This window comes from Glaciihabitans tibetensis (genome assembly GCF_003003265.1).
Classification (GTDB): Bacteria; Actinomycetota; Actinomycetes; order Actinomycetales; family Microbacteriaceae; genus Glaciihabitans; species Glaciihabitans tibetensis.
On sequence record NZ_PVTL01000009.1, the window covers coordinates 129,554 to 154,331 of the forward strand.

Here is a 24,778-nt window from a genome sequence, read left to right on the forward strand (position 1 = left end):
CCCCCTAGATGTGACCGTTCACAAATTCTTCCGCAAGACTACTCCCGATCCCGCCCGAAGTGTCAAGTTGGGCGGGTCTCGCTTTGGTAAAGGTGCAGAACCGGCCTTTCATCGGCGCAGGCGACCCGCGACGGCCGGGGTCGCTACCCGCGCGGTGGAGCTCCGCACGACGAGTTCTGGCGTGATCTGCTCCTGCCCCCTGGGGGCCTCGCCGCCCAATTCGCTCAGGAGTTGGGCTACGGCACGGCGGCCAAGCTCGGCGAAGTTCTGCCGCACTGTCGTCAGCGGCGGCGAGAAGTGTGCCGCTTCGGGTATGTCGTCGAAACCGACGATGCTGATATCGCCCGGCACGTCCAGCCCCATATCTCGGCAGGCGTGGGTAAACCCGAGCGCCATCTGGTCGTTGCCACAGAATACGGCGGTGAAATCGCGGAAGCGCAGCAGTTCCAGCCCGGCGTAATACCCGAAGTGGGCGGTCCAGTCACCGAGGATGGGAGCCCGGGTTCGCAGGTTGGCCGCACCGAGTTCTTCGAGGAAACCCTGCATCCGGGCATCCGCCTCGATCCAGTCCTTCGGGCCAGACAGGTGCACGATTTCCGTGTGCCCGAGTTCGATGAGATGCCGGGTAGCCATTCGCGCGCCGGCCACCTGGTCGACGGAGAGACTGTGCCCCGTCTCCCTCCCGGATGACTCCAGGGTGACGAAGGGAACGGCGATGGACAACTCCTCGATCGCCTCGAACACCCGCACCTGCGGAGCGAGTACCACGAGCGCCTCAAGCGATTGGCTCAGCAGGTAGTCGAGCGCCGAACGGATCGATGCGTAGTCGCCCGAAGCGATGCTGGTGCTGCTGAGCCGGTATCCCGCCTCACGTGCGGCGCCCTCGATGGCGTGGATGCTGGTGGCGGGCCCGTAGTGGGTGGTCTGCCCGGACAACACACCGATCGTGCGGGAACGACTGGTGACCAGCGCCCGGGCGGCCTGGTTGGGCCGGTATCCCACATCGTTGATGACGTCGAGCACACGCTGCCGGGTGCTCGGCTTGATGCTGGGGCTGTCGTTGAGAACGCGGGAGACGGTCTGGTAGGAAACCCCGGCGAGGCGGGCAACATCGCGGATGTTGGGGGCGCGAACCTTCTCGGGTTCCATGGGAGAGACTTCCGGCTTCATTGACGATGTGTACGTTCACACGCGGTTTGTTGTCACCATTATGCTCTCGCGGGCGCTCCCGCAATCGTGAGGGCTACGAATCCAGAGCGGCGAGAGCGCCACGCAGGTCGGCGAGCAGGTCGTCGACGCCTTCGATTCCGACCGACAACCGCACCAGGTTTTCCGGCACCTCCAGGGCTGTTCCCCGCACCGACGCGTGCGTCATTTCGGTGGGGTAGCCGATCAACGACTCCACTCCCCCGAGCGACTCCGCGAGCTGGAACAGCGTGGTCGACTCGGCGAAGGCGCGCGCCGCGGCGGGTCCCGCCGCGAACTGGAGCGAAATCATCCCCCCGAAGCTCCGCATCTGCCGCGCGGCCAGCGCGTGGCCCGGGTGAGAAGCCAGACCCGGGTAGTGCACCGCCTCGAGCGCCGGGTGACCCTCGAGCGACTCGGCGATCGTGAGCGCATTCGTGGAGTGCCTTTCCACACGCACCGCGAGGGTTTTGATACCGCGAACGGTCAGCCAGGCGTCCATCGGCCCGCTGATGGCACCGACGCCGAACTGGAGGAAACCGATCTTCTCGGCCAGCTCCGCGTCGTTCACGACGAGCGCACCACCCACCACATCGGAGTGTCCGCCGAGGTACTTTGTGGTCGAGTGCACCACCACGTCGGCGCCGAGCGAGAGCGGCTGCTGCAGGTAGGGCGAGGCAAAGGTGTTGTCGACTACCACGAGGGCGCCGGCCGCGTGGCCGATCTCGGCGAGCGCGGCGATGTCGCTGATCTTCATCATCGGGTTGCTCGGTGTTTCCACCCACAGCACGGCGGCGGATGTCGCGGCAACTTCGGCCCGCACGGCGTCGAGATCCGTCATCTCCACCGTCGACAGCGTCACTCCCCACGGCACAAACACCCGGTTCACCAGGCGGTGGGTTCCGCCGTACACGTCGTTGCCCATCACCACGTGATCGCCCGGCTTCAGCACCGCGCGCAGCAGTGTGTCCTCCGCGGCGAGCCCGGACGCGAAACTGTACGCGTGCGAGCCGCCCTCGAGCGCGGCGAGTAGCTCCTGCAGGGAGTCGCGGGTGGGGTTCGCGCTTCGCGCATACTCGTAGCCGCCGCGGAACCCTCCGATGCCGTCCTGCACAAAGGTGGAGGTCAGGTAGACGGGCGGAACGACCGAGCCCGTGGTCGGGTCGAATGCCTGCCCGGCGTGGATCGCGCGGGTGGCGAAATCGCTGGAGCTGAGGTCGATGCCGTGCGCGTCAGCGCCGGAGATGTCGGAGGTGTCGTGAGTCAAAGCAGTCTCTTAACGTGTGAGGGATGCAGCGGAAAAGGTGAACGGCGGCGCACGAACCCTAGACGGAGAGGAACGCGAGCAGGTCGTGTCTGGTGAGCACGCCCGCGGGCTTGCCGTCGTCGACCACGAGCAGGGCGTCGGCGGTAGCGAGCGCGGTCCGGGCTGCGGAGACCGACTCGTGCACTCCGATCAGACCGAGCGGTTTACCGACGAACGAACCGAGCGGGTCCGTCATCTTGGCTGCGCCGCTGAAGACGTCCTCGAGCAGCGAGCGTTCGTCGATGCTTCCCACAACCTCACCGATGACCACGGGCGGTTCTGCGGTGAGTACGGGCATCTGGGAGACGTCGTACTTGGTCATGATCTCGATGGCGTCGTGGACGGTGTCGGTCGGGTGAACGTGCACGAGGTCTGGCAGCTGCCCGCTCTTGCCGCGCACCACATCAGCGACGGTTTTCTCGTCCGAGACCTGGATGAACCCGTAGGACTGCATCCACTTTTCATTGAAGATCTTGCCGAGGTACCCGCGGCCCCCGTCCGGAAGCAACACCACAACGACGGCGTCGGGGCCGAGGTCCAGTTCGCGGACAGCCTTGAGCGCGACATCCACCGCCATTCCGCTTGACCCACCCACGAGCAGGCCCTCTTCGCGTGCCAGCCGACGGGTCATGTCAAAGGATTCGGCGTCGGTGGCTGCGATCACGCGGTCCACGACGGTGGGGTCATAGGCGGTGGGCCAGAAGTCTTCGCCGACACCTTCGACGAGGTAGGGGCGCCCGGTGCCGCCCGAGTACACGGACCCCTCGGGGTCGGCACCGATGATCTGTACCGCGCCATCGGACACCTCTTTGAGGTACTTGCCCACGCCGCTGATCGTGCCACCCGTGCCCACTCCGGCAACAAAGTGGGTGATCTTTCCGTCGGTGTCACGCCAGATCTCGGGGCCCGTGGTCTCGTAGTGGCTGCGCGGCCCATTCGGGTTGGAGTACTGGTTGGGCTTGAACGCACCGGGAATCTCGCGCGCGAGCCGGTCGGAAACGCTGTAGTACGACTCCGGGCTGTCGGGCGCGACGGCGGTCGGTGTGACCACGATCTCGGCGCCGTAGGCCATGAGGACGTTGCGCTTGTCCTCTCCCACCTTGTCTGGCAGAACAAACACGCACCGGTAGCCACGCTGCTGGGCGACGAGAGCCAGGCCCACACCGGTGTTTCCGCTGGTTGGCTCGACGATGGTGCCGCCGGGCTTCAACAGTCCTTCTGCTTCCGCCGCATCGATGATGCGCTCCGCAATGCGGTCTTTGGACGACCCACCCGGGTTCAGGTATTCGATCTTGACCAGGATGGTCGGGGCAAGTCCTGCTGCCACCGGACCCAGCTTGACGAGCGGGGTGTTGCCAATGAGATCAAGGACGGAGTTGGCGTATTTCATGATCCAGCCAATCTATCAGCGGCCTCTCGACTGTTACCGTGCAGTGCACGCACCGACCTCCCAGTGAAAACTGGCAGAATTAGTTGTAGCCGCAACTGACGACAGGAACAGCGCCCCATGCCACCAGAACTCTCCGTAAAGCAGCAGCGCGAAGCACGCCGTGCCGAGAAGGTCGCCGCTCTCAAGAAGCAGCAGGCGACGCAGAAACGCAACCGCCTGATCACGCTCATCGCGTCGGGTGTTGGAGCGGCCGGAGTGCTGGCCCTCGTGATCGCGTTTGTCGTCTCGAGTGCCGTGCCAAAGGTCGATCCGGACTCGATCGATATTGCGGGTCTCACCACCTTCGACGACCTCACGGCCACTCACGTTGCGGACGGCACCACCGTGGACTACGAGACCGAGTACGACATGAGCCCGCCGGCCGGCGGCGACCACTGGGGTGCCTGGCTGAACTGCGGCGTCTACACCGAGCCGCAGCAGGAAGAGAACGCCGTGCACGCGCTGGAGCACGGCGCGATCTGGGTCACCTACAACCCCGACGAGGTCACCGGTGACGACCTCACCACCCTGCAGGACTCACTGCCCGACACCTACGTTGTCCTGTCGCCCTACCCGGGCCTACAGGCTCCGGTCGTCGCGTCCGGCTGGGGCAACCAGGTTGAGCTTGACGGCGTCGATGACCCGCGCCTGACCGACTTCGTCGACAAGTTCTGGCGCAGCGCCGACGTGCCGGAGCCCACCGCTGCGTGCACCGGAGCCATCGACGGTCCAGGAAAAATCGCCTAACGTGGAGCCCAACCGCACCCGACGCATCATTGCGGTGGCACTCGTGGGGCTGTTTGTGCTCGCGGGAGTGTTCGCGGCGGGCCGCCTGACCGCGCCCCGCGTCGGCACGCCGTCGAACGTGAGCGCAGAGGCCGGCTTCGCGCGGGACATGCAGACGCACCATAACCAGGCCGTCGAGATGTCGTTCATCATCCGTGACCTGACCGACGACCCCGAGGTTCGGCTGGTCGCGTACGACATCGCGACCAGCCAGGCGAGCCAGGGCGGCCAGCTGTACGGCTATCTCACCGAGTGGAACCTGCCTCAGGCTGAGCCAGAGCCGTCGATGACGTGGATGACTCGGGCGACACTTGCCGGCGAGACGCACGGCCACAACGGGGCGGGCCCAGACGCTGCCGCCGCGCACACCCCGGGCGATCCGATGCCGGGGCTTGCGACTGCCGAGCAGATGGCGGAGCTGAAGACACTTACCGGGGTGGAGGCAGAGCGCTACTTCCTCACGCTGATGATCGAGCACCACAAGGGTGGCCTTGTTATGGCCGAGGCCCTGCTCGAGCGCAGCGACTACCGTCCGATCGTGGCCCTCGCCCGCGGTGTGGTCACCGTGCAGACGACGGAAATCTCGGTAATGGAAGCGATGCTCGCCGCGCGCCAGTAACCCCTCGGGTTGCGGTTGCTCGACCCGCGGCGACGCCCCACCGGGTGCGGCCGCGGCGTCAGGCCGGCACGACCCCGACCATCTCGGCGCTGCGATCCCACAGCTGCGCAGCCAGCGCCGCGTCACTCGCCTGCGGGTTCATCTTCGCGAGCTTGCGCTTGGCGTAGTACCCGCCGCGCTCCCAATCGGAGCCCGGCGTGGTCGTCGCGAGCCACACCAGTGTGTCCGCGCCCTTGTCGGGCGACAGCAGAAAGCGACCAAGCACTCCCTGGTAAACGTGCCGCAGCATGCTTGTGGAGCCAGCCGAGAAACTGGTTGCGACGACGCCGGGGTGGAACGCCGCGGTTGAGATCCCGTCCGCGCCGTAACGCCGGTCGAGTTCCTTGGTGAAGAGGATGTTGGCCAGCTTTGCGTTGCCGTAGGCGAGGTTGGGCGAGTATTTCGATTCGGCGTCGAGGTCGTCGAGATCGAGCCGACCGTAGAGACGGTTCGCGACGCTCGAGGTGTTGATCACCGTGGCATTGCCCTCCGCAAGGCGCTCGCGCAGCAGCGTCGTGAGGAGAAAAGGCGCAAGGTGATTGATCTGGAAGGTGCGTTCGTGCCCGTCTTCGGTGACGGCTCGGTCGCCCATGATTCCCCCGGCGTTGTTCGCGAGCACGTCGATCCGGGGATACCGTTCGAGCAGATCGCCCGCGAGGGTGCGCACGTCGTCCAGCCGGGCGAAGTCCGCCACGAGCCAGTCCGCTCCGAGCTCGGTCGCGACCGCCTGGGTCTTCTCCGGCGAGCGCCCCACGACCACGACGCGGTCGCCCGCAGCGCTCAGCGCACGCGCGGCGGCGGCACCGATCCCGTCACTTGCGCCGGTAATCACGATGGTTCGGTTGCTCACGGGGTCTTCTCTCGGTCGGTAGTGCGGGCCGCGAAGAGCACCCAGTCCGCACCCCGGGCTCGTCAAGCTTACGAGGCCACTGTGGCCTTACGAGGCGGCGGTCGCTGACCGGGACTGTTCGGCGACCAGGGCGGCATAGAGTCCGTCCGCGGCGACGAGCTCGGTGTGGGTTCCGCGCTCCACCACGCGCCCGTCGTCCACCACGAAGATCACGTCCGCGTTGATGACGGTGGAGAGCCGGTGGGCGATCGCGATGGTGGTGCGTCCGTGCGCCGCGGTGTCGAGCGCGTCCTGCACCACCCGCTCGGAGACCGAGTCCAGCGCGCTCGTCGCTTCGTCGAGGATCAACACCGCGGGGTCCTTCAGGAGCACCCGGGCGATCGCAATGCGCTGATTTTCGCCTCCGCTCAGACGGTAGCCGCGCTCCCCGACGATGGTGTCGTAACCATCGGGGAACGACGCGATCGTGGCGTGGATGTTCGCGGCTCGCGCGGCCTGCTCGAGTTGCGCGTCCGTCGCATCCGGCCGGGCGTAGCGGAGGTTGTCACCGATAGACGCGTGGAACAGGTACGTCTCCTGGCTGACGATTCCGATATGCCGCACGAGGTCGTCCTGCGCGAGCTCACGTACGTCGGTCCCCGCGAACAGCACACGTCCGTTCGCGACATCGTGGAACCGCGGAATCAGGTAGGACACGGTCGTTTTCCCCGCACCCGACGGGCCGACGAACGCCGCGTACTGCCCCGGCTCGATACTGAACGACACCGACTTCAGTGTTGCCGGCGATTCTGGCCCGGCGTCGGGGTAGCGGAACTCGACATCCTCAAACGCAACCCGGCCGAGCTGCTCGCGGTCCATCGCGTGAGTCTGCACGGGATCGGTGATGGCGGGGTGAAGATCGAGGTACTCAAAGATGCGCGCGAACAGGGCCTGGGAGGTCTGCAGGTCAAGAACCACACGCAGCAGCCCCATCAGCGGAAATGTCAGCCGCGCCTGCACGGTCGTGAATGCAACGAGCGTACCCGCGGTGATCGCGACATCGCGCAGGATCAGCCACGCCGCCGCCACGTAGATGACCGCGGGAATGACCGAGAGGAAAATGCCCACCATCGCGAAGAACCACTGGCCGCTCATCTGCTGGCGCACCTGCAGGCCGATCTGGTTCTCGTTCTCGCGCGCGTAGCGGGCGGTCTCGGCGGGTTGCTGGTTGAAGCTTTTTGCGAGCAGGATGCCGCTGACGCTCAACGCTTCCTGCGTGATCGAGGTCATCTCGCTCAACGATTCCTGCGTTTTGGTGGCAATGCGCGCGCGCACCTGCCCGACCCGGCGCTGCGCGAGGGCCAGCACCGGCAGCAGGATGACAGCAATAATCGTCATCTGCCAGCTGAGGATGAGCATGGAAATGAACGCAGCAATCACCGTCACCGTGTTGCCGATCACGCTCGAGATCGTGTTGCTCAGCACGTCAGCGACGCCGCCGACGTCGTTTTGCAGGCGGGACTGGATGACTCCGGTCTTCGTTCTGGTGAAGAACGCCAGTTCCATCGCCTGCAGGTGACCGAACAGTCGGGTGCGCAGTGAGCCCATGACCTGGTTGCCGACGGTAGCGGTGAGGTAGGTCTGCCACACGCCGAGAAGAGCCGAAACCACCCACAACAGCACCATGGCAGCGACAAGCTTGAGCAGCACCGGAACGTTGGGAGTTCCCGACGGCGGGAACAGCCCGAGGTCGAATGCGTCCTTAGTCAGAAGTGGGGGCAGCACTCCGAGTCCCGCGCTGATCAGCACCAGCACGATCGTGACGGCCAGCTTGCCGCGGTACGGGCGGAAAAGACCGCCGATACGACCAAGCAAATGCGGAACCGCGGGCGCATCCGCGTTAGCAACACGCTGCGCTTCGAAGTCACGACCACTGACTCGGCCGGGGTGCCCCGCTCCGCCCCCTGGGGCCTTCGGAGGGCCAGCCTTCATACTCACCCTTTATTGTCACCCCTCGGTCGCAGTGCCCGCCGCACGCTTCGCTCTCAGCAGAGCGGTGGGCGTGTCGGCGGGTACTTTGGTGACGAGGAAGTCGGTGAGCCGCTGCCCTGTTCGGCCGCTGGTCCCGGTTCAGTTAGCCCTTGCTCGCCCCGGCCAGCAGGCCCCTGACGAAGTAGCGCTGGAGCGAGATGAACACGATCAGCGGAATCACGATGGAGATGAACGCGCCCGCCGTGAGGAGGTGCCAGTCCTGGCCGCGGTTTCCGCTGAGCTCTGCGAGGAGCTTGGTAACCGGCGCCACCGCGCCGTCAGCAAATACCAGCGCGACGAGCAGGTCGTTCCACACCCAGATGAACTGGAAGATCGCGAATGCCGCGATCGCAGGGACGATCAGCGGGAGAACGATGCGGAAGAAGATCTGGCCGTGCCCAGCGCCGTCGACGCGCGCCGCTTCAATCAGCTCACCCGGGATCTCCGAGATGAAGTTGTGCAGCAGGAAGATCGCCAGAGGCAACGCGAAGATCGAGTGGGCGATCCACACCTGGGTGTACGACCCTGACGCGTCCAGCCCAGCGAACAGCTCCACATCGCCGATGGTCAGTCCGCGAGAGAACAGGCTCAGCAGGGGCACGAGCGCCATCTGGATCGGCACGATCTGCAGCGCGAAGATGCTGACGAAGAGAATGTTGCGTCCGCGGAAGTCGATCCACGCGAGGGCATAGGCCGCGAGGGCGGCGAGCGCCATCGGAATCACTGTGGCCGGAATGGTGATCGCGATGGAGTTGATCATCGCGTTGGCCAGGTTGAGCGTGCTGTTGCCCGCCTGGAGCACTTCGACGTAGTTATCCATCGTAAAACCGGGGTTCTGCAGGATGGTCCACCAGCCGGTGCGCCGCACCTCCTCAGCGGGGCGGAACGAGGAGACGAATATTCCGAGGGTCGGGGTCATCCAGATGATCGCGATGATGAGAGCCGCGATCGTCGCGCCGCGGCTGGTGAGACGTTTCTTGGTGCGCCTGGTGGCCTCCATCACCTTCTCGCCGCGGCCAAGCTGCTCCTCCGTCGCTTCGTCGACGGGAAGGTTTGCCGGAATTACAGCACTCATCGGATTTCCCTCTGCTTTGCAAGCTGGCGTGCGTTGTACACGATGATCGGTGTGACGAGCAGGAAGAGCACGACCGCGAAGGCGGCCGACCGGCCCGTCTCGAAGCCCTGCCACTGGCTATACATTTCGTTGGCGATGACGCTGGTCTCGTTGGCACCGGCGGTCATGGTGCGCACGATGTCGAATACCTTCAGCGAAGCGATCGAGATGGTCGTCAGGACCACCACGAGCGAACTGCGAATGCCGGGCACGGTCACGTTGATGAAGCGCTGCCATCCGTTGGTTCCGTCGAGTTGCGCGGCCTCGAGCTGCTCGGCGGGGACGCCCTTGATAGCCGCGGAGAGCAACACCATGGCAAATCCGGTTTGCACCCAGATCAACACGATGATGAGAAACAGGGTGTTCCACGGAGCGACTGAGAGGAAGTCCACCGGGCTGCCGCCCAGCCAGACGACAATCTGGTTGAGCAGGCCGATCTGGTCCTGGCCCTCGGGACGCGCGGTGTACACGAATCGCCAGATGATGCTGGCCCCGACGAAGGAGATGGCGACCGGCATAAACACCAGCACCTTGAAGAATTTCTCGCCCCGGGACTTGTCAATGAACACCGCGTACGCGAGACCGAAGGCGGTCGACACGACGGGGGCGATGAGCACCCACACGATGGTGTTGAGGACGGTGCGGATGCCGGTGTCCTGGGTGAAGATCCAGACGAAGTTTTCCAACCCCACGAACCTATTGCCGCGGCTGTTCATAAAAGCTTGCACCGTCGTCTGGATCGACGGGTAAATGAGCCCGATCGCCAGAAGCGCGAGGGCGGGAGCCAAGAACCCGACGAGCTGGAAGAGGTAGCCCGCGCCCTGCCGGGAACGGAAGTCGAGCCAGAAGAAGAGAAGTCCGAGCGCACCAGCGACGATGGCGGCCCAGATCACCGAGCCCAGTGCGAGGAACACCAGCGCCGGCGCCAGAACACAGACGGCCATGCGGATGATCGTGTACTTCTGGCCGGTGCGGGGTGCGATCTCCAGGAAAAAGATCAACAGCGCCACCACTATCCCGAAGGCCAGCACCACGAGGGGTATCTGCGCCAGCGGCGGCAGCGTGGATATCCACGCGAAAAAATCTGACATTGCGGACCTTTCGAGTACGGCTCTGGACTCTTGGAGGGATTGTATGCGCGAAACCTACTGCTGCGACAGGGCAGCAGCGGTGATGCCGGGAGCCGCGCGATGGGCGCGGCTCCCGGCGGGAGGTGCTACCTGCTATTCAGAGGGCCACGACGATTCGATGGTGGACAACACGTCCTCCGTCGCCTTGCCGTTGATCCAGTCCACGATCCCCGTGAAGAACGACCCGGATCCGACCACACCGGGCATCAGGTCCGAGGCGTCGAAGCGGAACGTGGTGTTCTCATCCGTAAGGATGCCGATCGCGTCCTGCAACACCGGGCTGCTGGCGTTGGAGGGGTCAAGGCCGTTGTTGGCGCTGATCACACCACCCAGCGCGACGCGGCTGTTGGCCCACTCCGGGCTGGAGAGGTACTCCTGCACGGCGATGGTGTCCTCGTCGTTCGAGAACGCGGCGACGATCTCGCCACCACCGGTGACCGCCTGGCCCGAGTCAGCCTCGACCGGGGGGAGCAGGAACGCCCAGACATCCTCCTCCGGTCCCACGCTGGTGTTGCCGTTGGTGGGGTCGGTCAGGAAGCCGTCGTAGAACGAGGCCTGGTGGTGAAGGGCACAGGTGCCATCGCCGATGACGCGAGCCACGTCCTGGAACGTGTTGGAGTTGATCGACTCAACCCCGCCGTAGCCAGCGTTGACGTAGTCCGGGTTCAGCAGGATCTCTCCGACGGAGTCAAACGCTTCCGCGATGGCCGGGTCGTCGAACGGAATCTCGTGGTTGACCCACTGGTCGTAGACCTCGGGTCCGGCCTGGCGGAGAACGAGGTCCTCTACCCAGTCGGTGCCCGGCCAGCCGGAGGCGGCGTCGGAGTCAAAGCCCGCACACCACGGGGCTACCCCCGTCGTCTCCTGGATGGTTGCGGTCAGCTCGAGCAGCTCGTCCCAGGTCTCGGGAACCTCGACGCCCCACTCGGCGAAGTCGGCCGGGTGATACCAGACGTATCCCTTGACGCTCGCCATCAGCGGAGCGCCGAACAGGGTGTCATCTGTGGTGGCGTAGGCCGCCCAGTCGTCCGTCCAGTATTCGCCGACGTTGTCCGCAACGCCCTCGGGGGCGGGCTGGATGTAGTCGCGCGAGGCGAGGTCACCGAGCAGACCCGGCTGCGGGAAGATCGCGAGGTCCGGGGCGTTGCCACCCTGGGCGCGGATGGTGATTTGCGCCTCGAACTCCTTGCTCGACTCGTACTGGATGTCGATGCCGCTTTCCTCTTCCCAGGCTGCCCAGGACTCGTTGAGGAGTTCTTCTTCTGTATCGATGATCGTGCCGTACATGGTGACGACGCCATCGGCCTCTCCGGCGTCACCGGGGCCAGAGTCTGCGCTTCCGCCCCCACCCCCGGACGAACATCCGGTGAGCGCGAGGCCTACCGTAGCCAGAATGGCCACGGGGACCGTGATTCGACGGTGCAGGATGGATCTCATACAACTCCTCCTCGTTGAGGCTTGCGTGCGCAGGCTGGCTGCGCGGAATGTGATTGGTGCAGGGGCAACGCATCGCGGCGACAAAGTTGACGACGAATCGACAACCAGACCGCGGCTTCAATGTACGGTACGGGTTGCCGGCGATGCAAGCGCTTGACATTGACCGTTACCAAACGTGACCCGGCCGGTTAAACACGCGAGGGCACCGACCCCCGAAAACGGGGGTGGTGCCCAGGCGGTGCTACTGCAAGTAAAACCCCTCGCGGGGCCTGAATTACTTGAGGGTAACGGTGGCGCCAGCTTCTTCGAGCTGAGCCTTTGCCTTCTCGGCGGCTTCCTTGGTTGCACCCTCGAGCACAATTCCGGGGGCGCCGTCAACAACAGCCTTGGCCTCGCCGAGTCCGAGACCGGTAAGGGCGCGAACCTCCTTGATGACCTGGATCTTCTTGTCGCCGATGGACTCAAGGAAGACGTCGAACGCGGTCTTCTCTTCGACCTCTTCGACGGGAGCAGCAGCAGCGGCACCGGCAGCGGCGACGGGAGCAGCAGCGGTGACCTCGAAGACCTCTTCGAACTTCTTTACGAAGTCGCTGAGCTCGATGAGCGTGAGCTCCTTGAATGCTTCGATGAGCTCGTCATTTGAAAGCTTTGCCATGATGTTCTCTCTTTCGTAGTGCTTAACTCAGTCACCGCGTGATCGCGGCAGCCGAGAGTCCTGTAAAACGCCCTAGGTTAGGACGCAGATTCCTGCTTCTCGCGCAGCGCCTCGACCGTGCGAACGGCCTTGGACAGCGGGGCGTTGAACAGGTACGCCGCACCGAACAGCGAAGCCTTGAATGCGCCGGCAAGCTTGCCCAGCAGCACCTCCCGGCTTTCGAGGTCGGCGAGCTTCTTGACCTCGTCGGCGGTGAGAGGGTTACCGTCAAAGTAACCGTTCTTCACGACCAGCAGAGGGTTTGCCTTGGCAAAGTCACGCAGAGCCTTGGCCACAACGACGGGGTCGCCGTGAACAAAAGCGATGGCGGACGGGCCGACCAGTTCGTCGTCAAACGAGCTGATTCCTGCCTCATTGGCCGCAATCTTGGTGAGCGTGTTCTTCACCACGGCGTACGTTGCGTGCTCACTGATCGTCTTACGCAGCGTCTTCAACTGCGCGACGGTGAGACCGCGGTACTCGGTTAGCAAAACGGCATTCGAGGTACGGAACTTGTCCGTAAGCTCGGCGACCGACGCTTCCTTGTTCGCCATGGCACTCCTAATTAGTTGATGTTCTCTAGCCGGTGCCGCTGAAGCCCCACCTAAATGCGGGCAATAAAAAAAGCTCCGGCGCAAGCGCACGGAGCTCAAATCCCTCGGCAACAATGAAGTAAACCGGAGCATTTCTACTACACACACCTGCGCGGGTCGGAATCACAGTTCTTTCGAACCGGAACACCTTCGTCTGCCGCACCTTTTCAGGCAGGGCAGAGACCAGCGGTCTTTGGCTGCGATCAGACTACGGGATGCCACGCCCGCAACGCAAATCGCTGCGGTCAGATCCGCGGCAGCGGTAATCCGCACTGACACCGCAGGACCGATCGGTACCGCTCCGGCGCCCCCTGACACGTGCCGCGACGAGAGCGAACGTGGTCTCGATGCGTCGTTCGCCCGATCCTTCTGCCCCCGCCCGCAAGCTCTCAGCCCGCGGGACGAATGCGCGTGCCTCCCGAGCACCTCGCACGCCGCGCCTTGCGGTGGCTGCGGGGCTCGCGCTGGCACTCGCTACCGGCCCAGTCCTCGGCGGGCAGCAGCTCGTGCGAGCCGAGTACTCGTCCGCGGTGGCTACGGCCGAGTACTCCGCGGCGGTGAACGCACTCGGCCAGAGGGTCGCGGCCGCGACATCCATCGTCCAGTCGATCGCGGCGACCAAGGCGGCCGCTCAGTCCACCTTGGACGGCAGCACCGATCGCGTGCTGGGCGAGGGTCCTCGCGCCTGGCTCCGAGCCGCGCTCGCCTCGGCCGATTCGCTTCTGAGCGACCTGCGTGCCGAGGTCGCACGAACCGAACAGCAGCCAGCGAGCAGCACCCTCTCGGTGCGGGCCATCCGTGAACAGACGATGGTGTTGGACCGGCTCGTGCGACCCGACCCCGCCCGGGTGGCGGCCGTCCGGCGAGCGCTGGTGTCATCGACTTCCGAGGTGGCAACGGCAGTATCGGCGTGGCAGGTCGAGCAAGACCGGATCGCCGCGGAGGCGGCGGCAGCACAGGCTGCGGCCGAGGCGGCAGCAGCGGCGCTCGCGCAACAAATTGCCGCGGAGGTGGCTGCGGCGGCCGCGGCGGAGGAACTCGCAGCAAAAGAGGCCGCAGCCCGAGCCGCCCGGGCCGCCGGCAACCAGACTGCCGCGCCGGATTCTGGTGCACCCGCTTCAGCATCAGCGGCTGAGGCAAGCGCACCCGCCCCTGCTCCGGCCGTGCCCGCCGCCTACTCCGAGTACGTCTGGACCACGGGATTCCAGGTGGAACTTGACGCCTGCCGCGGATCGGTCAACATGACTCCGTCTTTCGGCATCCCCGTAATCGGCGAACACTGGTCGTGCGGCGGCAAGAGTTTTCCGAAGTCCGAGGGCGCACTCGTGCAGCTGTCGGGCGCGCTGAGCGGCACCTACGTGGTCGGCCCCATCGTGGCCATCCTCAACAAACACACCAACCGCATCGGCGACGTGCCGCACGGCTCCGACCTGCTGTACCAGACCTGCATAAACGGCGACAACACGCGGATGTCGTTCACCCAACTCACCCGCGTCGGCTAGCCGCCAGTCTTCAGAGCGAAATCGAGTCGCGCCAGGAATGCTCCGGTTCGTAGCCGAGCACCCGGCGGGCCTTCGCTATCGACAGGAGAGTGTCAGTACCCGCCACTTCGTGCTTGAATTCCACATCGGGAAACGCCGTCGCGGCAAGGCTGGCGCTGGGCTGGCTCATGAGGGTGTCTGCGGCCGCGATGATGAACGTGTCGAATCCGGGAAGGTTCGCCGCGAGCGCGCGCTGCACCGCCTGCGCTCCGTCGCGGGTATCGATGTAGCCCCAGAGATTCCACTGCCGGAGGGTGGGATCGTCCTGATAGCCGGGAACCTGGCGGTAATCCGCAACGTCGAGCACGTTGGAGAATCGCAGCGCGGTGATGCTGAGCTCAGGATCCCAGCGTACGAACTTCTGCGCCAGTTCTTCTTCGAGGTGCTTCACGACCGCGTACATCGACTCCGGTCGGGACGGATAGTCCTCGTCGACCGGCAGGTACGGCGGGGGCGTATCGAACGGGATCCCCAGTAGCGTCTCGCTCGAGGCGTACACGATGCGCTTGATCCCTGCCCGCCGTGATCCTTGGAACACGTTGAAGGTGGCGAGCATGTTGTTGGCGAAGGTCGCGGAATCAGGCGACAATCCGCCGGCCGGGATCGCCGCGAGGTGCACCACGGCGTCGAGTCCGCTGTGGCGGTTGTCCACCGAGCAGAGAGCATCGACCGTTTGGCCGTAGTCAGTGAGATCGACCCGCGTGAACGAGTCCCCGCGGCTGCCCACCGAATCGAGAGTTAGTACGGCGTGGCCTTCGCGCTCAAGGCGGTGCACGACCGCTCGCCCGAGTTTGCCGCTGCCACCGGTCACTGCGATTTTCATGAACGCTCCATTACGCGACGAAAGTTGCCAGAAAATAAGTTTGGCACACCCAGACTGCGCCGAGCCCGCTCCCAGTGTGTTCCCCGGGCCGGACTACCGTCTACGGGGTCAGCATCGCGGGAAACTCGAGGCGGAATGCGGTCGCGCCGGGCTCGCTCGTCACCGACACCACTCCCCCGTGCGCTTCAACGACGGCCCGAACGATCGACAGCCCGAGCCCGGTGCTGCCGGCGATGCGCGAGCGGGATGAATCGGCGCGAGCAAAGCGTTCGAACAGCACCGGCTGCACGGCTGGGGCAATGCCGGGGCCGTTATCGGCAACGGTTATCACTGCGGTAGCACCTTCGACCGCGAGCGTCACCGTTACGTTGGTGCCCTCGGGCGTGTGCACTCGGGCATTGGTCAGCAGGTTCGCAAAAACCTGATGCATGCGCTGCTCGTCTCCGAGGATCGAAACGCTCTGCTCCGGTGCGTCGAGATCCCAGTTGTGCTCCGGGCCCGCCGCGTACGCGTCGCTGATGCAGTTCACCAGCAGTCGAGTGACATCGACCGGACGCTTCTCCAGTTCACGTCCCTCATCGAGCCGTGCCAGCAGCAGCAGGTCCTCCACCAGCGAGGTCATGCGCACCGCCTCCGATTCGACCCTCGACATCGAGTGGGTGACATCCGCGGGAAGGTCGTGACCACCACGCCGGGTCAGCTCCGCGTAGCCACGGATGGAAGCGAGCGGGGTCCGCAATTCGTGACTGGCATCCGCGACAAATTGGCGCACCTTGTTTTCGCTGGCCTGGCGGGCGCGGAGTGCCGCGTCGACGTGGCCGAGCATTCCGTTGAAGGCGGCGCCAACCTGGCCGACCTCGGTGCGGGGATCGGTGTCTTCCTCGGGAACCCGCACCATCAGAGAGACCTCGCCCCGGTCGAGGGGCAGGGAGGCGACCTGGGTGGCGGTAGCCGCGACGCGGCGAAGAGGACGCAGGGCGAGCGAGACGATAAAAGCGCTGGCGAGAGCGGCCGCGAGCACCCCCAGGACCGAGATCAGGATCAGCACGCTGCGGAACTGCGAGATGGTGGCCTGGACATCGCTTAGCGAAATCGCCAGCACAACGCGGTCACCGAACTCCCCGCTGAACGCGACCGCGCGATAGGTGCCGAGATCCGAGCCGAGGCTGATCGTCTGGGCTCCGTCGCCGATGCCGACCGACAGCAAAGCCTCTTTCTGGTCAGCGGTGAGGACCTGCGAAGACGCGCCCGCTTCGCGGGCGATCATCCCGGCTTTGACGATGCTGTCATCTTCCACGATGGCCGCAACAGTGCCGACGGGCAGTCCGGGCGTGCTCAGGTATTTTTCCGCACTCGCCACAAAGCCGAAGTCCGGCCCGCCAACACCGGCGGACGACCTGCCGGCAGCGGAAATGAGCTGGGCGTCGACCCGCCGCTCCAGATAACTGTTGAGCCCGACAATGCTCGCCGCGCTGATGCCGAAGCTGACCAGCGCGACGAGTGCGACGATGCTGACAACGAGGAGGCGGCGCAGTGTCCACTTCCTGCGGGAAAGTCGCAGGCCTCGCGACATCCACCCTTCCCGGCTCACGTCCTCGTGAACAGCGGGGGTAGTGGCGGTCATCGGGTGGGCTTCAACACGTATCCGACGCCGCGGACGGTGTGAATCATGGCGGGGCGTCCGAAGTCAATTTTCTTGCGGAGGTAGGAGATGTAGATCTCCACGACGCTGGATTTTCCCCCGAAGTCGTAGCTCCAGACGCGATCGAGAATCTGCATTTTGCTCAGCACGCGACGCGGATTGCGCATGAGGTAGCGGAGCAGTTCAAATTCGGTGGCGGTGAGCTCGATGAGCTCGCCGCCGCGCCGCACTTCGTAGCTGTCTTCGTCGAGCTCGAGGTCGCCGACGACGATGTACGAGTCGCTGGTGTCTTCGGTGGTCAGGCCGGAACGACGGATCAGGGCACGCAGGCGAGCGACGAGCTCCTCCAGGCTGAATGGCTTGGTGACGTAGTCGTCACCGCCCACGGTGAGGCCGGCGATGCGATCGTCGAGCGAGTCCTTGGCGGTGAGAAAAAGAATCGGCGTCTGGTTGCCGTCGGCCCGGAGGCGGGACAGCACCTGAAGGCCGTCGATGTCCGGAAGCATGATGTCGAGGATGATGACGTCCGGCCGGAATTCGCGAACGACGGTGAGCGCCTTCTGGCCATCGGAGGCCAGGCGCACGTCCCAACCCTCGTAGCGCAGCGCCATCGAGAGCAGGTCGGTGAGGGCGTCCTCGTCGTCCACAACGACGGCGCGAATTGGGCTGCCGTCGGCTCGTCGAACCTGGGGCTGGGCCGCAGCGGACGAGTGGAGCGAGCCGGAGGGGGAATTCGTCATAGTCCCATTATTGGGAACTTCCTATGACGCAGCTGTGAACGATGTTCAGCGCTGGTCGTCGCTCGCAGGCCGTGAACTACCTGAGCGGACCACCATCAAGATAGCGGCGAGCAATACGGCCAGTCCGGAGACCAGAATGACGGGTTCACCCGGGGTCTTCGCGGTCTCGGCCACTTGCTCCCGGGGGGCCTCCGTGCCGGATCCCTTCGCGATCGCGATCGGTTCGGTCGTGCTCTCTTCGTGCACCACGTGGGCGGTGGCGGGCTCGGAGGCCAGCGCCGACGTCGACAAGCCCGCGCCACCGATTCCGCCCAAAACGGCAATCACGGTGAGCACTACAGCGCGACGGTACATTGATCCCCCTCTACGGCAGTCAACTCATTCGCGTCGCGCCGGACCCGGATGGGACAGCACGTCCTGTCCCCCTAATTACCGACAGTAACGGGTACAAGAAATGTCGGTCAATAGGGGGACCTACCCCCAGTGTGAGGGGTACACGATTTTCGCCGTGGCCTGCCGCGTACGGCGCGAAGAAGAGAGGACAATAGGGGAATGTCCTTTGTGCAGCCCACGCTTTCGTTGTGGGACGAGCCCGCCCCGGACCACACCCAGCGCATCGTTGCCAGCTCCGAGAATCGCGTCGCCTGGCTCCGCGCCCGGAGCCAGGGCGTCACCGCCACCGATGTTGCACGTCTCTCGAGCGCACGCGCAGTCGCAGCCGTCGCGTACGAGAAGCTGAACGGCACCGGGTTCGGCGGCAACGCCTATACGGACCACGGGCGCGCACGGGAACCGGAAATTGCCCGCTGGGTGCAAGAGACTCACGGGATCGCCCCGAGCACGACCCTGTTTCACGCCCACGGTGAACCGCTCCATCTCGCGACCCCCGACGGCGTGACCGCGCGCGGCACGACGGTGGTGCTGTCGGAGATCAAAACCACCTCACGCCTGTGGAAGAGTGTGCCCCGCTCGTACCTGCGGCAGATCTGGTGGCAGCAGTACGTGCTCGGAGCGGATCGCACGTTGCTGGTGTGGGAACAGCACAGCGACTTCGTCCCTGTGAACGGCGACCCGGTCTGTCGCTGGATCGAGCGCGACGACAACGAAATTCACGTGCTGGTGGGGCTCGCGAACCGGCTACTGGAGACCATCAGCTCAGGCCGCCGCTGACCTGAGGTGGCCAAGCAGCTCAGGCCGCCGCTGACCTGAGGTGGCCGAGCGCCTCGAGCGCGCCGTAGACCGCAAGCCAGAGGATCGCGATTGTTGTCGCGACCAACTCGAGCTGGCTGCCGAACCCGGTCGCCGTATTGGCAAGCGACAACAACCCACCCGTGGCCGCTACCACCGCGACCGCCCCGCCGCAGAGCCGGGAGAAAGTGGCCAAAAGCCGCCGGTGGCGAGTGAACGAGACCTGGAGCATCGCCCAGCACGCGGCGGCGAAGGCCAACACGGCGCAGATGATGTGGATCAGGTCCTGCCAGGTGAACTGCGGTCCGTAGGGCACGGGGCATCCACTCGTGCACGTCACCTGTGACGCCACCAGAAAAAACCCGCTCGCTACCCAGAGTGAGATGGCCGGCGACCACGCCCGGAGGTACCGCGAGTCGGAGCGCACCAGTCGGGTCGAGAACGCAACGAGGCTGCCGCCCACGACGACGAGCAGCAGGGCGAAGCGAAAGACATCGGCGGTGGGCTCCCCGGTCGCGCCCAACTCGCTGACGTAGAGGTTGCGACGCACCGACAACCGCGCACTCCAGATCAGGGTGAGGGCCACCACAACGAGAATGCTGCCGGTGGCTGCGGCCGCGGCATCCACCATGGGGCGGCGTACAGCGAACCAATCGGCCAGCAGCACGCCGGAGGGTTCTGGCCGCGATGTCATTGCGCCATAGTAGCGGCGCGCCCCCGTGGCGGAGGTGCGAGATAGTTTGCCTCGAGGTGACCTCTCTGAAACAACACGGACTCATTCACCCCGTTTACTGGGTACACAGGGCAGGAGGCCGAACATGACAACGATGCGAGCCATCACAATGGCACAAACCGGTGGGCCCGAGGTGCTCGAGCTGGCGGATGTGCCCCGGCCCGTGAGGGTGAACGCCGAATTTCTCGTGAAGGTGATGGCGGCGGGGGTGAACCCCATCGACGTCAAAACGCGGGCCGGCCGCGGGGTCTCCGGCGAGATCACGCAGTATCCCGCCATTCTCGGCAACGATTTCAGTGGCGTTGTGGTCGAGTCTCCCTACGAGGCGCACAGCATCAAGCCGGGCGACGAGGTCTACGGCATGGTGATGGTGCCCCGGGTCGCGGGCAGCTACGCCGAGTACGTCACGGTACCGAGCCTGAGCATCGCCAAAAAGCCGCGCTCGGTGTCCCACCTCGAGGCGGCCGGCATCCCGCTCGCGGCGCTGACGGCCTGGGGAATGGTCGTCGAGGTCGCCAAGGCGCACGAGGGCCAGCGCATCCTGATCCACGCCGGTGCGGGCGGCGTCGGCCATTTCGCCGTGCAGTTCGCGCGCTACTTCGGCGCCTACGTCATCACCACCGGCTCCGCAGGCAACCAGACCTGGCTGCGCGAACTGGGGGCGCACGAGGTGATCGACTACACCGCCGCGCGGTTTGAAGACGGGCTCGCCGCCGTCGACGTGGTCATCGACCTGATCGGCAACGTCGCGGACAACACCGGAACGCGGTCGCTGAAGGTGCTGCGTCCCGGCGGACTCATCATCAACGCGCCCTCGGGCAGCTGGCCCACGTTCCTCGAGGATGCCGCCGCGGCGGGCGTGCGCGCAACCTCGTACAAGGTCGCCCCCGACGGCTCAACTCTCGCGGTTATCTCTCGCCTGGTGGCGTCAGGCGACCTGCGGATCCACGTAAACGAGGTATTCGATCTCGCCGACACGGCAGACGCGCACCGCGCGGTCGAGGGCGGACACACCCGGGGCAAGGTCGTTCTGAGGGTCGCGGACTTCTAGGGCCCGGGACTTCTTGGTTCCCGGACTTCGAGGGCCCGGGGGCTTTCGACAACGAGTGCCAAGTATTTTCAGGGCGTGAGGCGGATGATGCGCTCGCGCACCCAGTCCTCCTCGAGGCTGTCACCGAGCGCAAACTTCTTTTCGCCCACGATGCGAAACTGCTGCCGTTCGTAGAAGCGGTTGGCACGCTCGTTGAGCTGGTTGACCCCAAGCCACACGCCGGCGAATCCGCGTTGTTCGGCCGCGGTCACCGAGGCCTCCATAAGCGCCGCGCCAACCCCCGCCCCATGGTGCCCTTCCAGCACGTACAGCTTGCTGAGCTCCGCGCTCGGCCGCGCCGTGAGTGACTGGACCACGTCGGGGTCTGTGGAGTCGGAGTAGACCAACATGCTGTAACCGGCGGGCGTGGCATCCCGCTCCACCACAATCAGCTCGCGCAACGGATCGGCAAGGTAGCCGACGAAATGCTCCGCCGAAAGGTGGGTGGCCACAAACTCCGCGACACTCTCGGCGGTCGTGCCGGGTGGGCAGGCCAGGCCGAACGTTGCAGCGGCCAGGGCGTTGAGCAGCGCTGCGTCGGCCGGTGTCGCGATGCGGGTAGAGACGGGCATGAGAAACCTTCCGCGAGGGGAAACCACAGAAGGACCCGCCGAGGCGGGCCCTTCTGTGAAACTACACGATCGCTCCCGGGCGACCAGAGATCTAGCTGGCTAGGAACCTAGCTGGCTGGGAATCCAGTTCCACCGCGAGAGACTGCGAATTAGAAAACGTTGATGTCGAGGGGGATGCCCGGACCGAACGTGGTCGAGACGGTGCCCTTGGTGATGTAGCGGCCCTTCGAGCTGGACGGCTTGACGCGAACGATCTCGTCGATGGCCGTCTTGATGTTCTCGGCAAGCTGCTCCTGCGTGAAGCCGGACTTGCCCACAACAAAGTGCACGTTGGAGTGCTTGTCGACGCGGAACTCGATCTTTCCACCCTTGATCTCCGAAACGGCCTTGGCCGTGTCGGGGGTGACGGTTCCGGTCTTCGGGTTCGGCATGAGGCCACGGGGGCCAAGCACCTTACCCAAACGGCCGACCTTACCCATGAGCTCGGGGGTCGACACCGCTGCGTCGAAGGAGGTGTAGCCAGCGGCCACCTTCTCGATGAGCTCGTCGCCACCGACCTCGTCGGCTCCGGCAGCGAGAGCTGCCTCAGCCGCGGGGCCCGTCGCGAAGACGATGACGCGGGCGGTCTTGCCGGTGCCGTGGGGAAGAATCACGGTGCCGCGGACCATCTGGTCAGCCTTGCGGGGGTCGACACCCAGCTTGAGGGCAACCTCAACGGTCGAGTTGAACTTCTTGGAACCGGTCTCGCGGGCGATCGAGACGGCCTCGGAGGGGGTGTAAACCTTGCCCTCTTCGATCTTCTCGGTGGCAGCCCGGTAGGCCTTGGATTTCTGTGCCATGTGTATCTCCTGAATTGAGTCGCGGTAGGTGTGAGCCTGGCTGGCTCTCCCGCTGTGAACCGGAGGCGATGGACGCCGCGGTTCGATTGTCTGTAAGTGGGGAATTGCCGAAAGGTAGGCGGAGCCTACGCCTCGACCGTGATTCCCATGGAACGCGCGGTGCCGGCGATGATCTTCTCGGCGGCCTCGATGTCGTTCGCGTTGAGGTCGGCCTGCTTGACCTCGGCGATCGAACGCAGGTCGGCGCGGCTGAGCTTGGCAACCTTGACGGTGTGCGGCGTGGGCGAACCCTTGGCGACTCCGGCTGCCTTCTTGATGAGCTCGGCTGCCGGAGGGGTCTTGAGGATGAACGTGAACGTGCGGTCCTCGTAGACGGTGATCTCTACGGGGATGACGTTTCCACGCTGGGCCTCGGTGGCCGCGTTGTATGCCTTGCAGAACTCCATGATGTTGACGCCGTGCTGGCCCAGTGCCGGCCCGATGGGCGGTGCGGGGTTGGCGGCGCCGGCCTTGATCTGAAGCTTAATCAGACCTGTGACCTTCTTCTTCGGTGCCATGTTACTTCCTTCTTTTAGGTGTCGAGTGTGTCGAGAAACCTCGGCGCACTCTCCCGTTGACCCGGCGATTCCGGGCCACGGTGGCTAGTTGATAGCCTCCGCGCGAGCGGAAACTAAAGCTTGGTGACCTGGTCGAAGCTGAGCTCGACCGGGGTCTCGCGCTCGAACAGTGACACGAGCACGGTGAGCTTGCCGCTCTCCGGCTTGATCTCGCTGATCGAACCCGGAAGGCCAGCAAACGAGCCTTCCTTGATGGTGATCGTCTCGCCGACCTCGAAGTCGACCTCGGCGGGGATAACACGCACGGGCGTCTTGCCCTTGCCGCCACCGGTCTTGCTGACGGGCGCTTCGACGATCTGAACCAGCGACTTGAGCATCGAGAAAGCTTCCTCGAAACGCAGCGGAGTCGGGTTGTGCGAGTTGCCCACGAACCCGGTCACACCGGGGGTGTGGCGAACCACAGACCAGCTGTCCTCGTTGAGGTCCATCAGCACGAGCACGTAGCCGGGGATACGAACGCGATTGACGAGCTTGCGCTGGCCATTCTTGATCTCGACGACGTCCTCCATCGGAACCTCGACCTGGAAGACGTAGTCCTCCATGGCCATCGAAACTCGACGGTTCTCGATGTTCTGCTTGACGCGCTTTTCGAACCCGGCGTAGGAGTGGATGACGTACCACTTGCCGGGCTTGGTGCGCAGCTCGGCGCGGAAAGCCTCGTAGGGGTCAACTTCGACCGGCTCTGCGTCTTCGTCGTCGCCCAGTTCGGGTCCGTCGTAGGGCGTGACGGGCGGCTCTTCGCTCGCCTCTTCTTCTGCCTCGATGTCGGCTTCGTCGTCGGTCGCAGCGACCGAAGCGTCTGCCTCATCGAGCGAGTCAACCTCGAGCGCGTCGTCCACGATGGCGTCGGCTTCCGGGTCAATGGCGGCATCGAGGTCGTCGAGGAGTCCGGCGAGGTCACCCTCTTCGTCGTCGTTCACAATGTGAATTGCTTCGTGCTCGGCGGCGTCGACGGAGTTCTCTTCGGCGGCCAGGGGGCTTCCCTCCTGGGCTTCATCATCTTCGGACGACTGCTCGGCAGCCGTAGCGAGGTCGATATCCTGGCGGTCAGACTCAGACACGGGATCTCATTCCATTTCTTTGGTGCGAATCAGGGCGTACGCCCAGTGAAGTTCTGTGTAACCGCAATTCCCCACGGTCAAAGCTTGCGGTACAAGCCTTGTCCGCCTCCGCCCGGTAGGCGAGGAACGCTGTTGTTCGCGGCAACCGTAGTGCGCGGCAACCGGTCTAGCCGATCAATGGCCCGTCGCCGAATACCCAGCCGACGAGGTTACCGAAGGCGAGATCGAGGACAGAAACCAACACCATCATGACGACAACGAAGACCAGCACAACACCCGTGTAGCTCAGGAGTTCTTTGCGGGTAGGCGTCACGACCTTGCGCAGTTCGCCCATCACCTGGCGGATGAAGATGACCAGGCGCGCGAAGGGGCTACGCTTTTCGGCGCGTTCCTTTCGAGCGTTCGCGACGACATCCTCACTGGGTTCGTCGATCACTTTCCTAGCCACACTCACTACCTTCCGTGTCAGTCAAGCCACCGTGCAATAACGCCACCGTGTAATGAAGCTGCTGCTCTCTCACGCTCTTGCGCTCTGAGATCACATCGCAGGGCGGACAGGACTCGAACCTGCAACCTGCGGTTTTGGAGACCGCTGCTCTACCAATTGAGCCACCACCCTAAGCAAATTGAAACCTTCACCGCTCCCAAAATGCCCGCTTCCGGGCACAAAAAAGATTGGCAGATTTCAACTACCTCAACGAGTGTACGGCATCCCGGGCCATCGAGCAGCTTCGCCTCCG

At 64.7% G+C, this 24,778-nt stretch carries 25 protein-coding genes and 1 tRNA gene; 5 read left to right on the top strand and 21 right to left on the bottom strand.

The genetic code is table 11. The features are described 5' to 3' along the window. Window positions 1-108 precede the first annotated feature (108 nt). From B0I08_RS15570 to B0I08_RS15580, 3 genes are all read right to left on the bottom strand, one after another. Entirely contained in the window at window positions 109-1,170 is a 1,062-nt protein-coding gene (locus tag B0I08_RS15570) for a LacI family DNA-binding transcriptional regulator (RefSeq protein WP_245884849.1), read from the bottom strand. Between the two features lie 73 nt (window positions 1,171-1,243). Then, window positions 1,244-2,407, bottom strand: coding sequence for a cystathionine gamma-synthase (locus tag B0I08_RS15575; RefSeq protein WP_106214570.1), 1,164 nt, complete (start codon window positions 2,405-2,407; stop codon window positions 1,244-1,246). Window positions 2,408-2,510: 103 nt separating this feature from the next. Continuing rightward, window positions 2,511-3,881: a cystathionine beta-synthase gene (locus B0I08_RS15580; protein WP_106214489.1), complete on the bottom strand. Its 1,371-nt coding sequence runs from the start codon at window positions 3,879-3,881 to the stop codon at window positions 2,511-2,513. A 117-nt stretch (window positions 3,882-3,998) separates the two neighbouring features. Between B0I08_RS15580 and B0I08_RS15585 the strand changes: the two genes are divergently transcribed. Together B0I08_RS15585 and B0I08_RS15590 are read left to right on the top strand one after the other, a co-directional pair. Continuing rightward, window positions 3,999-4,667: a thioredoxin-like domain-containing protein gene (locus tag B0I08_RS15585; RefSeq protein WP_106214491.1), complete on the top strand. Its 669-nt coding sequence runs from the start codon at window positions 3,999-4,001 to the stop codon at window positions 4,665-4,667. Window position 4,668: 1 nt separating this feature from the next. Then, window positions 4,669-5,325, top strand: a complete 657-nt coding sequence (locus B0I08_RS15590) for a DUF305 domain-containing protein (protein ID WP_106214493.1) — start codon at window positions 4,669-4,671, stop codon at window positions 5,323-5,325. A gap of 58 nt (window positions 5,326-5,383) precedes the next feature. Here B0I08_RS15590 and B0I08_RS15595 read toward each other — a convergent pair whose 3' ends face one another. The 7 genes from B0I08_RS15595 to rplJ all read right to left on the bottom strand — a co-directional run bounded on the left by B0I08_RS15595 (window position 5,384) and on the right by rplJ (window position 13,153). Continuing rightward, entirely contained in the window at window positions 5,384-6,214 is an 831-nt protein-coding gene (locus B0I08_RS15595) for an SDR family NAD(P)-dependent oxidoreductase (RefSeq protein ID WP_106214495.1), read from the bottom strand. Between the two features lie 87 nt (window positions 6,215-6,301). Continuing rightward, on the bottom strand, window positions 6,302-8,185 hold the full coding sequence (locus tag B0I08_RS15600; RefSeq protein ID WP_106214497.1) for an ABC transporter ATP-binding protein: 1,884 nt from the start codon (window positions 8,183-8,185) through the stop codon (window positions 6,302-6,304). 142 nt (window positions 8,186-8,327) lie between these two features. Beyond that, complete coding sequence (locus B0I08_RS15605) at window positions 8,328-9,299, bottom strand: carbohydrate ABC transporter permease (RefSeq protein ID WP_106214499.1); 972 nt, start codon at window positions 9,297-9,299, stop codon at window positions 8,328-8,330. Beyond that, the gene (locus B0I08_RS15610) at window positions 9,296-10,429 is read right to left on the bottom strand and encodes a carbohydrate ABC transporter permease (protein WP_106214501.1); all 1,134 of its coding nucleotides are present in this window, start codon (window positions 10,427-10,429) and stop codon (window positions 9,296-9,298) included. The genes B0I08_RS15605 and B0I08_RS15610 overlap by 4 nt, the downstream gene beginning before the upstream one ends. 132 nt (window positions 10,430-10,561) lie before the next feature. Then, entirely contained in the window at window positions 10,562-11,905 is a 1,344-nt protein-coding gene (locus B0I08_RS15615; protein ID WP_106214503.1) for an ABC transporter substrate-binding protein, read from the bottom strand. Between the two features lie 274 nt (window positions 11,906-12,179). Next, a complete protein-coding gene (gene rplL, locus B0I08_RS15620; protein ID WP_106214505.1) occupies window positions 12,180-12,560 on the bottom strand; it encodes a 50S ribosomal protein L7/L12 in 381 nt (126 codons plus the stop codon). Between the two features lie 77 nt (window positions 12,561-12,637). Next, window positions 12,638-13,153: a 50S ribosomal protein L10 gene (gene rplJ / locus B0I08_RS15625; protein WP_106214507.1), complete on the bottom strand. Its 516-nt coding sequence runs from the start codon at window positions 13,151-13,153 to the stop codon at window positions 12,638-12,640. A gap of 386 nt (window positions 13,154-13,539) precedes the next feature. Between rplJ and B0I08_RS15630 the strand changes: the two genes are divergently transcribed. Further along, window positions 13,540-14,694, top strand: a complete 1,155-nt coding sequence (locus tag B0I08_RS15630; RefSeq protein WP_146134448.1) for a hypothetical protein — start codon at window positions 13,540-13,542, stop codon at window positions 14,692-14,694. 10 nt (window positions 14,695-14,704) lie between these two features. Here B0I08_RS15630 and B0I08_RS15635 read toward each other — a convergent pair whose 3' ends face one another. From B0I08_RS15635 to B0I08_RS15650, 4 genes are all read right to left on the bottom strand, one after another. Beyond that, window positions 14,705-15,556: an NAD-dependent epimerase/dehydratase family protein gene (locus B0I08_RS15635; RefSeq protein WP_106214511.1), complete on the bottom strand. Its 852-nt coding sequence runs from the start codon at window positions 15,554-15,556 to the stop codon at window positions 14,705-14,707. A gap of 100 nt (window positions 15,557-15,656) precedes the next feature. Then, window positions 15,657-17,180 (bottom strand): sensor histidine kinase, encoded by a 1,524-nt coding sequence (locus tag B0I08_RS15640; RefSeq protein WP_245884850.1) that lies wholly within the window; start codon window positions 17,178-17,180, stop codon window positions 15,657-15,659. Then, entirely contained in the window at window positions 17,177-17,938 is a 762-nt protein-coding gene (locus tag B0I08_RS15645) for a response regulator transcription factor (protein WP_106214513.1), read from the bottom strand. Before B0I08_RS15645 ends, B0I08_RS15640 begins: the two co-directional genes overlap by 4 nt. Window positions 17,939-17,983: 45 nt before the next feature. Beyond that, a complete protein-coding gene (locus B0I08_RS15650; protein WP_106214515.1) occupies window positions 17,984-18,292 on the bottom strand; it encodes a hypothetical protein in 309 nt (102 codons plus the stop codon). Window positions 18,293-18,490: 198 nt separating this feature from the next. Between B0I08_RS15650 and B0I08_RS15655 the strand changes: the two genes are divergently transcribed. After that, entirely contained in the window at window positions 18,491-19,108 is a 618-nt protein-coding gene (locus B0I08_RS15655) for a YqaJ viral recombinase family protein (RefSeq protein WP_106214517.1), read from the top strand. Window positions 19,109-19,127: 19 nt separating this feature from the next. Here the strand turns inward: B0I08_RS15655 and B0I08_RS15660 are convergent, their stop codons facing one another. After that, entirely contained in the window at window positions 19,128-19,820 is a 693-nt protein-coding gene (locus B0I08_RS15660) for a DUF998 domain-containing protein (protein ID WP_245884851.1), read from the bottom strand. A gap of 133 nt (window positions 19,821-19,953) precedes the next feature. On the opposite strand from B0I08_RS15660, the gene B0I08_RS15665 reads away from it, so the two are divergent. Then, complete coding sequence (locus B0I08_RS15665; RefSeq protein ID WP_106214576.1) at window positions 19,954-20,910, top strand: NADP-dependent oxidoreductase; 957 nt, start codon at window positions 19,954-19,956, stop codon at window positions 20,908-20,910. A 68-nt stretch (window positions 20,911-20,978) separates the two neighbouring features. Here B0I08_RS15665 and B0I08_RS15670 read toward each other — a convergent pair whose 3' ends face one another. From B0I08_RS15670 to B0I08_RS15695, 6 genes are all read right to left on the bottom strand, one after another. Beyond that, a complete protein-coding gene (locus tag B0I08_RS15670; protein ID WP_106214519.1) occupies window positions 20,979-21,521 on the bottom strand; it encodes a GNAT family N-acetyltransferase in 543 nt (180 codons plus the stop codon). A gap of 149 nt (window positions 21,522-21,670) precedes the next feature. Further along, entirely contained in the window at window positions 21,671-22,360 is a 690-nt protein-coding gene (gene rplA, locus B0I08_RS15675) for a 50S ribosomal protein L1 (RefSeq protein WP_106214521.1), read from the bottom strand. 125 nt (window positions 22,361-22,485) lie between these two features. Beyond that, a complete protein-coding gene (rplK, locus tag B0I08_RS15680; RefSeq protein WP_106214523.1) occupies window positions 22,486-22,917 on the bottom strand; it encodes a 50S ribosomal protein L11 in 432 nt (143 codons plus the stop codon). 113 nt (window positions 22,918-23,030) lie between these two features. Further along, complete coding sequence (nusG, locus tag B0I08_RS15685; protein WP_106214525.1) at window positions 23,031-24,038, bottom strand: transcription termination/antitermination protein NusG; 1,008 nt, start codon at window positions 24,036-24,038, stop codon at window positions 23,031-23,033. A gap of 166 nt (window positions 24,039-24,204) precedes the next feature. Continuing rightward, window positions 24,205-24,486 carry a preprotein translocase subunit SecE gene (gene secE, locus B0I08_RS15690; RefSeq protein WP_106214528.1) on the bottom strand — a complete coding sequence of 94 codons (282 nt, stop codon included), beginning with the start codon at window positions 24,484-24,486 and terminating at the stop codon, window positions 24,205-24,207. A gap of 98 nt (window positions 24,487-24,584) precedes the next feature. Beyond that, a tRNA-Trp gene (locus B0I08_RS15695) sits at window positions 24,585-24,657 on the bottom strand. Window positions 24,658-24,778: the final 121 nt, after the last annotated feature.